The sequence below is a fragment of the Methylobacterium sp. 2A genome, assembly GCF_009806555.1.
Lineage (GTDB): Bacteria > Pseudomonadota > Alphaproteobacteria > Rhizobiales > Beijerinckiaceae > Methylobacterium.
The window spans coordinates 1-7,698 of sequence record NZ_VUOK01000028.1 but is presented as its reverse complement, the minus strand read 5'-3'; the positions used below and the strand labels follow the sequence as shown (position 1 = coordinate 7,698).

Sequence of the window (7,698 nt, the reverse complement as noted above, 5' to 3'; positions counted from 1 at the left end):
CAGGACAGCCCGGAGAAGATGTACGCCGAGGCCGGGCTCGACGCGAAGGCCATCGTCAAGATGGCGCTCGATACCCTGCCGGCCGAGTCCGGCAAGGCCGAGCCGGCGAGCAACGTGGTGAACGTGCGCCGCCGCCCGCGGTGAGGCGGGCCATGCGAACAGAATATGGATCCCCGCTCCCCGCGTGCGGGGAGAGGGCTCCGGCGACCCTGTCGTCGCCGGAGCGAGGCGGCAGCCGGAGGTGAGGGGGCGATTCCGGACGAGACTCCTCCTGAATCGCCCCCTCACCGCCGCTGCGGCTTCGCCTCCGCTTCCCGCAAGCGGGGAGAGGGAGGGCGCCCCGCCTTTTACCCCAGCGCCTGCGCCACCGCCTTGCCGCAGGCCTGCGTATCGGCATGGCCGCCGAGGTCGCGGGTGCGCAGCGTCCGCTCGGACAGCACCCGCTCGATCCCGCCGACGATCTCGGCCGCCGCCGCGTGCTCGCCGAGATGCTCCAGCATCATCGCCCCCGACCAGATCTGGCCGATCGGGTTGGCGATCCCCTGCCCGGCGATGTCGGGCGCCGAGCCGTGGACCGGCTCGAACACCGACGGATGCACCCGCTCCGGATTGATGTTGCCGGACGGCGCGATGCCTATCGTGCCCGTGCAGGCCGGACCCAGATCCGACAGGATGTCGCCGAACAGGTTCGAGGCCACCACGACGTCGAACCGGTCCGGGTTCAGCACGAAATGCGCGGTCAGGATGTCGATGTGGTATTGGTCCCACCGGACGTCCGGGTAGGCCTCGGCCACCGCCTTCACCCGCTCGTCCCAGTACGGCATGGTGATCGAGATGCCGTTCGACTTCGTGGCCGAGGTCAGGTGCTTCTTCGGGCGCTTCTGGGCCAGCTCGAAGGCGAACTTGAGGATCCGGTCGGTCCCGTGACGGGTCATGATCGTCTCCTGCAGGGCGAATTCACGGTCGGTGCCGGCGAACATCCGTCCGCCCGCGTTCGAATACTCGCCCTCGGTGTTCTCGCGGACCACCCAGAAGTCGATGTCGCCGGGCTTGCGGTCGGCGAGCGGGCACTTCACCCCGGGCATCAGCCGGACCGGGCGCAGATTCGCGTACTGATCGAATTCCCGCCGGAACAGGATCAGCGAGCCCCACAGCGAGATGTGGTCCGGCACGCGCTCCGGCATGCCCACGGCGCCGAAATAGATCGCGTCATGCGTCTCGATCTGCGCCTTCCAATCCTCCGGCATCATCCGGCCGTGCTGCTCGTAGTAGTCGCAGCTCGCGAAATCGAACCAGTCGAGTTGGAGCGAGAAGCCGTGGCGCTTGGCCGCCTGCTCCAGCACGCGCACGCCCTCGGGCACCACCTCCTTGCCGATGCCGTCGCCCGGGATCACCGCGATGCGGTAGCGGCGCTGCGGGTTCGTCTCTGGACCGGGCATGAATCCTCCACGGGTTTCGGCGCGCGGGCCCTCGCGGAGCCCGGGCCGTCGGCGTCAGGTGATTGGTCCGCGCCGGTATCGGGTCAACACCCCGGCCTGACAATCAGTCGATTTCCCCCGCCATGGCCCGGCGCTGGCGGTCGAGCTCCTCGCTGTAGCGCTTGAGCGTGTGGCTCTCGGTGAGCAGGCCCAGCACCTTCCGAGTCTCGGGCCCGTCGACCACCGCGAGCGCCTCGCTCTCGGTGCGGTCGAAGGCGGCGGCGGCGTCCTTGGCGTTCATGCCCGGGGTGAGGAAGTCGCCGGTGTGGAGCAGCAGGTCGGCGAGCACCGGCTGCGCCGCGGCGGCGGAATCCCGCGCGGCGGCGTGCGCCTCGGGGACGTTCACGATCCCGGCATAGCGGCCGGCCCCATCGACCACGATCACCCGGGAGGGCGAGCCGAGGGGGTGGGCGCGCAGGAAGGTGGCCAGCGGCGTCTCGACCGGCACCGTATTCATGTCCCGGCGCATCAGGCGGCCGACGGTGAGCGAGCGGATCCAGCCGATATCGTGCGGGCTGCGGATGCTCTCGCCGCGCAGATGGAAGCGCCAGGTCGCGAAGGAATAGCCGAAGGTCTTGCGCACGGTGAGCGAGGACGCGATCACCGCGGCGAGCACCAGCCCGGTGATCGGCAGGCTGCCGGTGATCTCGAGCGTCAGGAACGTCATGGTCAGCGGCCCGCCGATCACCGCCACCGCCAGCGCGCTCATGCCGATCACCGCGTAGGCGAGCGGCGTGAGGCCGAAGCCCGCCAGCGCCGGCACCAGCAGGGGCGCCGCGGCGGCGAACAGCTTGCCCGCGATGGCGCCGAGGAACAGCGAGGCGAAGAACAGGCCGCCCCGGAAGCCGGAGCCGATCGAGATCGCCGAGGCCGTGGCCTTGGCGGCGAACAGCCCGGCCAGCGCCGCGATTCCGTGTCCCTGCCCCTCGGCGGCGAAGTGCAGGTGCAGGGCGCCGTGCCCGCCCGAGAGCACCTGCGGCGTCGCCAGCAGCGCCAGCGCGCCGACGCACAGCCCCCCGAAGGCCGGGGCCGCCACCCGCGGGACCCCGGAGGCCTGGACCAGCCGTTCCACCAGGGTGACCCCGCGCATGATCAGGATGCCGAGGCCCGCGCAAAAAAGCCCCAGGGCGAGGCTCGGCAGGATCTCCATGCTGGTGACGTGCGAGGTGGTGATCGCCTGGACGTCGCCGAAATCGACCAGCGGCTGCGTCGCGATCAGCTGCTGCGCGATCAGGTTGCCGCAGAGCGCGGCCACCACCACCGGCGTCAAGGTGGCGATGGAATAGGTGCCGATGATCAGCTCGAAGGCGTAGAAGGCCCCGGCAAGCGGCGCGCCGAACCCGGCCGCGATCGCCCCGGCGGCGCCGCAGCCGACGAGCGTCCGCAGGTCGCTCCGGCGGACCTCGAAGGCGATGCCGAGCCGGGAGGCGAGCCCGGAGGCGAGCTGCGTGTAGCCGGCTTCCAGCCCCACCGAGGCGCCGCTGCCGTTCGAGACGACGTTCTGGAGGGCGAGGTAGAGGCTGTCGCGCAGCGACATCCGCCCGCCATGCAGGGCGTTGGCCTCGATCGGATCGATGGCGGGGCGCTTGCGCGGGCCGCGGATGAAGCCTGCCGCGACGATCACCAGCCCGAGCAGCGCACCGCCGAGGCAGGGCCCGACGAGCAGGAGCACCGGTGAAACGGCATCGGCCGCGCTGAGCCGCATCCCGGGCGGCAGGAGGAAGAGCAGCTCGCGCAGGTGCTGCGTAGCCCAGTTCATGGCCGAGACGGCGATTCCGGCGACGCAGCCCACCAGGGTTGCGAGCGCGACGAGGCCGCCCTCGCTGCGGCGGACGAGGCTGCGCAGCCGCCCCGGCGCCTGGACGATCCCGACGCCGACCCAGCGGCGCCGGGCGCGCGCCTGCGGACCGGCCGCGATCCGGGCCGATGCGTCGATCGGCCGGTCGGCCGTGCTGCGGTCCCCGCCCGTTTTCCCGCCCCTGTTGCCACTCTGGGCCGCCGCTGGCTGTCGCGCGCTCACGGTCCGTCCGTTCACCCCGCCGTCCGTTCACCCCGGTCCGCCCCGGCCGCCGCACCGAGGGTCCGGCCCGATGGCCCCACTTATAGAGCGCCCGGCGCCGAAGTGGACGCCGGCGCTGCGTCCGCGTGGGCGCCCGGAGCCGGATGCGTCCCGCCTTCGCCGACCTCATGTGAGCCGATGCTGCAAAGACCGCGCACCTCGCTTGAAAACTGCCGCGGCCCACGATACACCCCCCGCCAGTGCCGCCGTAGCTCAGTTGGTTAGAGCACCAGATTGTGGATCTGGGGGTCCCCCGTTCGAGCCGGGGCGGTGGTACCATCGAATTCTTGAACCTGACGAAGGGGTTGGTCGATCGACCGCCCCCTCGTCGTCAGGTGTCTGCTTACCGGCCGAGGGCTGTGGTAAGCGCACAGCAAGCAGCGCCCAGCGGGCTTCGCTGGTGTTGGTGGCCAACCAGGTTATTCGCCGCAGCCCCGAGCGACCCCGTGTTCTCGGACAGGGTTTCCGTAGATTGGCATGAACGCTGGCTGATCTCGCCTTCTGCCCGGCAGGCGGGTGCGCTCCGCACGCTCACGGCCGCTCTGAGCCAAATGCGGCGCCTGAGCAGGATGCTACGATCATAGCGTCCGCTCAAAGCCGAGATTGACCTAGAAGAAATTCACGGCAAAGTCCGAACCCTCGGATCGGTCGACGCCAAGGCGATGCTCGCGGCCTCACCCAACTTCGCCTTCTTGGATCCCGTTGATCCGCAGCTGGCCCGCCTCGGTGCACTCGCCGAGTGGTCGCTGCATATCGATCCGCCCACCACCATCGTGAAGGTCCGCCAGTTCGCAGAGGTGCTGACGCGGCTCGTCGCCGCGAAGCAGGGCGCCCTCACCGTGCCCGGCGAGGGCTTCGCCGACATGTTGATGCGCCTGCAGCGGACCCGCCTGCTACCCGACAAGGCGGCCGACGTCTTTCACCATCTGCGCCGGCTCGGAAACGTCGCAGCTCACGAGGATCGCGGCAGCGCTGCTCAGGCGCTCTCGGCGCTGAAGCTGGCCCGCGAACTCGGCGTCTGGTTCCACCGCACGTTCACGCCCGCTCCCCGGTACGTCCCGAGCCCGTTCCTGCCGCCGGAGCCGCCGCGCGATGCGAGTGCGGATCTCACGGCCCAAATCGCTCTCCTGCGCGAACAGCTCGCGGCCCAGGAGGATGCGGTCGCGCGTTCGGCGCGGGAAGCCGAGGAGGCCCGGCGGGCGAGCGAGACCGCGCTCGAACGCGCCGCCCGGGAATCAGCGGAGCGCTTGGCCTGGGAGCAGCTCGCGGCCGAGATCGAGGCGGATCGCGGGCGCGTGGAAGCGGAGCTGCGAGCCCTCCAGGCGCGGAACGCCGATCCGGCTCCGAGGGAGCAAGCCGCGGTTGCGGCCGCCGCCGTCGGGGCCGCCGAGCGCATCGCCATCGACGAGGCCGACACCCGCGCTCTGATCGACGCCCAGCTCACCGCGGCCGGCTGGGAGGCCGAGTCCGGCCGGCTCCGATACGCCCTGGGGACGCGGCCGGAGCGGCGGCGCGCCCTGGCGATCGCCGAGTGGCCGACCGAGTCCGGCCCGGTGGACTACGCCCTGTTCGTGGACGGGGCCTGCGTCGGCGTGATCGAGGCCAAACGGTCCGCAGACGCCATCCCGGCGGCGCTGGAGCAGGCCAAGCGCTACGCGCGGACGATCCGGCTGCCGGCCGAAGCGCTGGCGATAGACGCGCCCTACGCCCACGGCCTCGACGAGGCCTACCGCGTCCCCTTCGCCTTCGCGACCAACGGCCGACCCTACATGCGGCAGCTCGAGACGCGCTCCGGCATCTGGGCGTGGGACGCACGGCTGCCCACGAACCGAGCGGTTGCGCTCCCCGATTGGTTCACGCCGCGCGACCTGACCGAGCGCCTCGAACAGGCCGTGACCGCCTCCGGCTTCGCGGACGATCCCGCCGAGGTGCCGGGCCTGCGTCCGTATCAGCGCGAGGCCGTAGCCGCTGTCGAAGCCGCCATCGCGGCGGGCCGGCGCGAGATCCTCGTGGCGATGGCCACCGGCACCGGCAAGACGCTGACCTGCATCGCGCTGATGTACCGGCTGCTCCACGCCAAGCGCTTCCGGCGCATCCTGTTCCTCGTCGACCGCACGGCGCTGGGCGAGCAGACCGAAACCGCGTTGGCCAATGTCGAGGTCGAGGGCTTTCTCAAGTTTGCCCAGGCCTACAACGTCGCGGGCCTGGCCAAGCGTCTGCCGGAGGCGCAGGACCGCGTCCACGTCTGCACCGTGCAGTCCCTCGCCCGCCGGGTGCTCGACGAGGAGGGCGACCGCCCCTCGCCGGGTCTCTACGATCTGATCGTCGTCGATGAGGCGCACCGCGGCTACACCCTCGACGCGGAGATGCGGGCGGGTGATCTCGCCTTCCGCGACACGGAGGCCTACCTCTCGCGCTACCGCCGGGTGCTCGACCATTTCGATGCCGTGAAGGTCGCCCTTACCGCGACACCGGCTCTGCACACGACGCAGATCTTCGGCGCCCCGGCCTTCCACTACGGCTACCGCCAGGCCGTGCTCGACGGATACCTCGTGGATCAGGCGCCCGTCCGGCGCATCCTGACCAAGCTCAACACCGAGGGCATCCACCTCGATGCGGGCGCGATCGTCGAGGTGATCGAGCCCACCACCGGCCAGATCGACCTGTTCGAGACGCCGGACGCGGTGGACTTCGAGGTGGAGCAGTTCAACCGCCGGGTGCTCACCCGAGACTTCAATCGGGTGGTAGCCGAGGCCATCGCCGCCGAGATCCCGCCGGACCGGCCGGGCAAGGCGCTGATCTTCGCCGTCAACCGCGACCACGCCGACGTGCTTGTGGACGAGTTGCGCAAGGCCCTGGAGATCCACGGCGACCAGCCGCACGACCTCGTGATGCGCATCACCGGCGACGTGGACCGCCCGTCCGAGCTGATCCGCCGCTTTCGCAACGATCCGCGCCCGCGCTACGCGGTGACCGTCGATCTCCTCACCACCGGCATCGACATCCCCAAGGTGAACGACCTCGTGTTCGTGCGCCGGGTCAACAGCCGGGTCCTCTACGACCAGATGATCGGCCGCGCGACCCGCCTGTGCCCGGAGATCGGCAAGGACGCCTTCCGCGTGTTCGACGCCGTCGATCTCGTGTCGAACCTCAAGGCGCTCACCGAGATGCGCCCGGTGGTGGTCGACCCGAAACTCTCCTTCGCCGACCTCCTGCGCGACCTCGCCCGGGCGCCCCACGACGAGGACCGCGCCTATGTCCGCGATCAGATCGTGGCCAAGCTGCGCGCCCGGGCCAAGCGCCTGACGGCACCGGAGCGATCCGCCCTCGCCGAGACACTAGGCCGAACGCCCGAGGCGTTCGCGGACTGGGCCAAGACCGCCGACCCGAAAGCGGTAGCGGCGGCCTTCGACGCAGCGGCGCCGTCCGTCCGACTGCTCGATGCCGCGCCGACGGACCGGCCCCGCGACCCGACGATCGTCTTCCCAGGCGAGGATACGCTCCTCGGCGTCGAGGAGGTGTACGGGGGCGTCACGGATCCGGAGGATTACATCACCGCCTTCGTGCGCTTCGTGACCGGGCCCGGCAACGCGCTGCCGGGCCTGATTGCCGCCACGCAGCGGCCGCGCGAGCTGACCCGGCGGGAGCTGAAAGCCGTGGCGAAGGCCCTCGACGAGGCCGGCTTTGCCGAAGCTGCCCTGCGCCGCGCCTACGGACGCAGCCGCAACGCCGACATCGCCGCCCACATCATCGGCTATGTCCGGCAGGCGGCGCTGGGCGACCCGCTCGTGCCCTACGCGACCCGGGTGGACAACGCGGTGACGCGGATGCTGGCGGCCCGGCCCTGGACGCCGAAGCAGCGGGAATGGCTGCGCCTCATTGGCAACACCCTGCGCGACACCCCCGTGGGCGATCGCGACCTCCTCGACGAGGCCCCGGCCCTGAAGCGCCGAGGCGGCTTCCGCGAGGCCGACAAGGCCTTCGACAGCCGGCTCGGCGAGGTGCTCGCCGACCTCAACGAGGCGATCTGGCCGGCCCCCGCCGCCTGATTCTTTTTGGCTCGGCGTTGCGCGGGCGACCTAGCTGTCGTTTCCAAGGAGGTTGTCCTTGGTGAGCCTGCTTGTTGGCGGTTGTCCACCGAGTGCGGAGTGGGGTCTGCGG

At 70.9% G+C, this 7,698-nt stretch carries 3 protein-coding genes and 1 tRNA gene; 2 read left to right on the top strand and 2 right to left on the bottom strand.

The features are described 5' to 3' along the window. Positions 1 to 347 precede the first annotated feature (347 nt). Positions 348 to 1,439 carry a tartrate dehydrogenase gene (locus FVE89_RS14550; protein ID WP_160534653.1) on the bottom strand — a complete coding sequence of 364 codons (1,092 nt, stop codon included), beginning with the start codon at positions 1,437 to 1,439 and terminating at the stop codon, positions 348 to 350. 103 nt (positions 1,440 to 1,542) lie between these two features. Beyond that, positions 1,543 to 3,498 carry a chloride channel protein gene (locus FVE89_RS14545; RefSeq protein WP_160534652.1) on the bottom strand — a complete coding sequence of 652 codons (1,956 nt, stop codon included), beginning with the start codon at positions 3,496 to 3,498 and terminating at the stop codon, positions 1,543 to 1,545. 241 nt (positions 3,499 to 3,739) lie between these two features. Between FVE89_RS14545 and FVE89_RS14540 the strand changes: the two genes are divergently transcribed. Together FVE89_RS14540 and hsdR are read left to right on the top strand one after the other, a co-directional pair. Further along, positions 3,740 to 3,816, top strand: a tRNA-His gene (locus FVE89_RS14540). 383 nt (positions 3,817 to 4,199) lie between these two features. Then, entirely contained in the window at positions 4,200 to 7,586 is a 3,387-nt protein-coding gene (gene hsdR, locus FVE89_RS14535; protein ID WP_160534651.1) for a type I restriction-modification system endonuclease, read from the top strand. The last annotated feature ends 112 nt before the right edge of the window (positions 7,587 to 7,698 follow it).

Coding starts and splice junctions, on each gene's coding strand:
- FVE89_RS14550 (WP_160534653.1), bottom strand. CDS start 1,439: ATGCCCGGTCCAGAGACGAACCCGCAGCGCCGCTACCGCATCGCGGTG.
- hsdR (WP_160534651.1), top strand. CDS start 4,200: ATGCTCGCGGCCTCACCCAACTTCGCCTTCTTGGATCCCGTTGATCCG.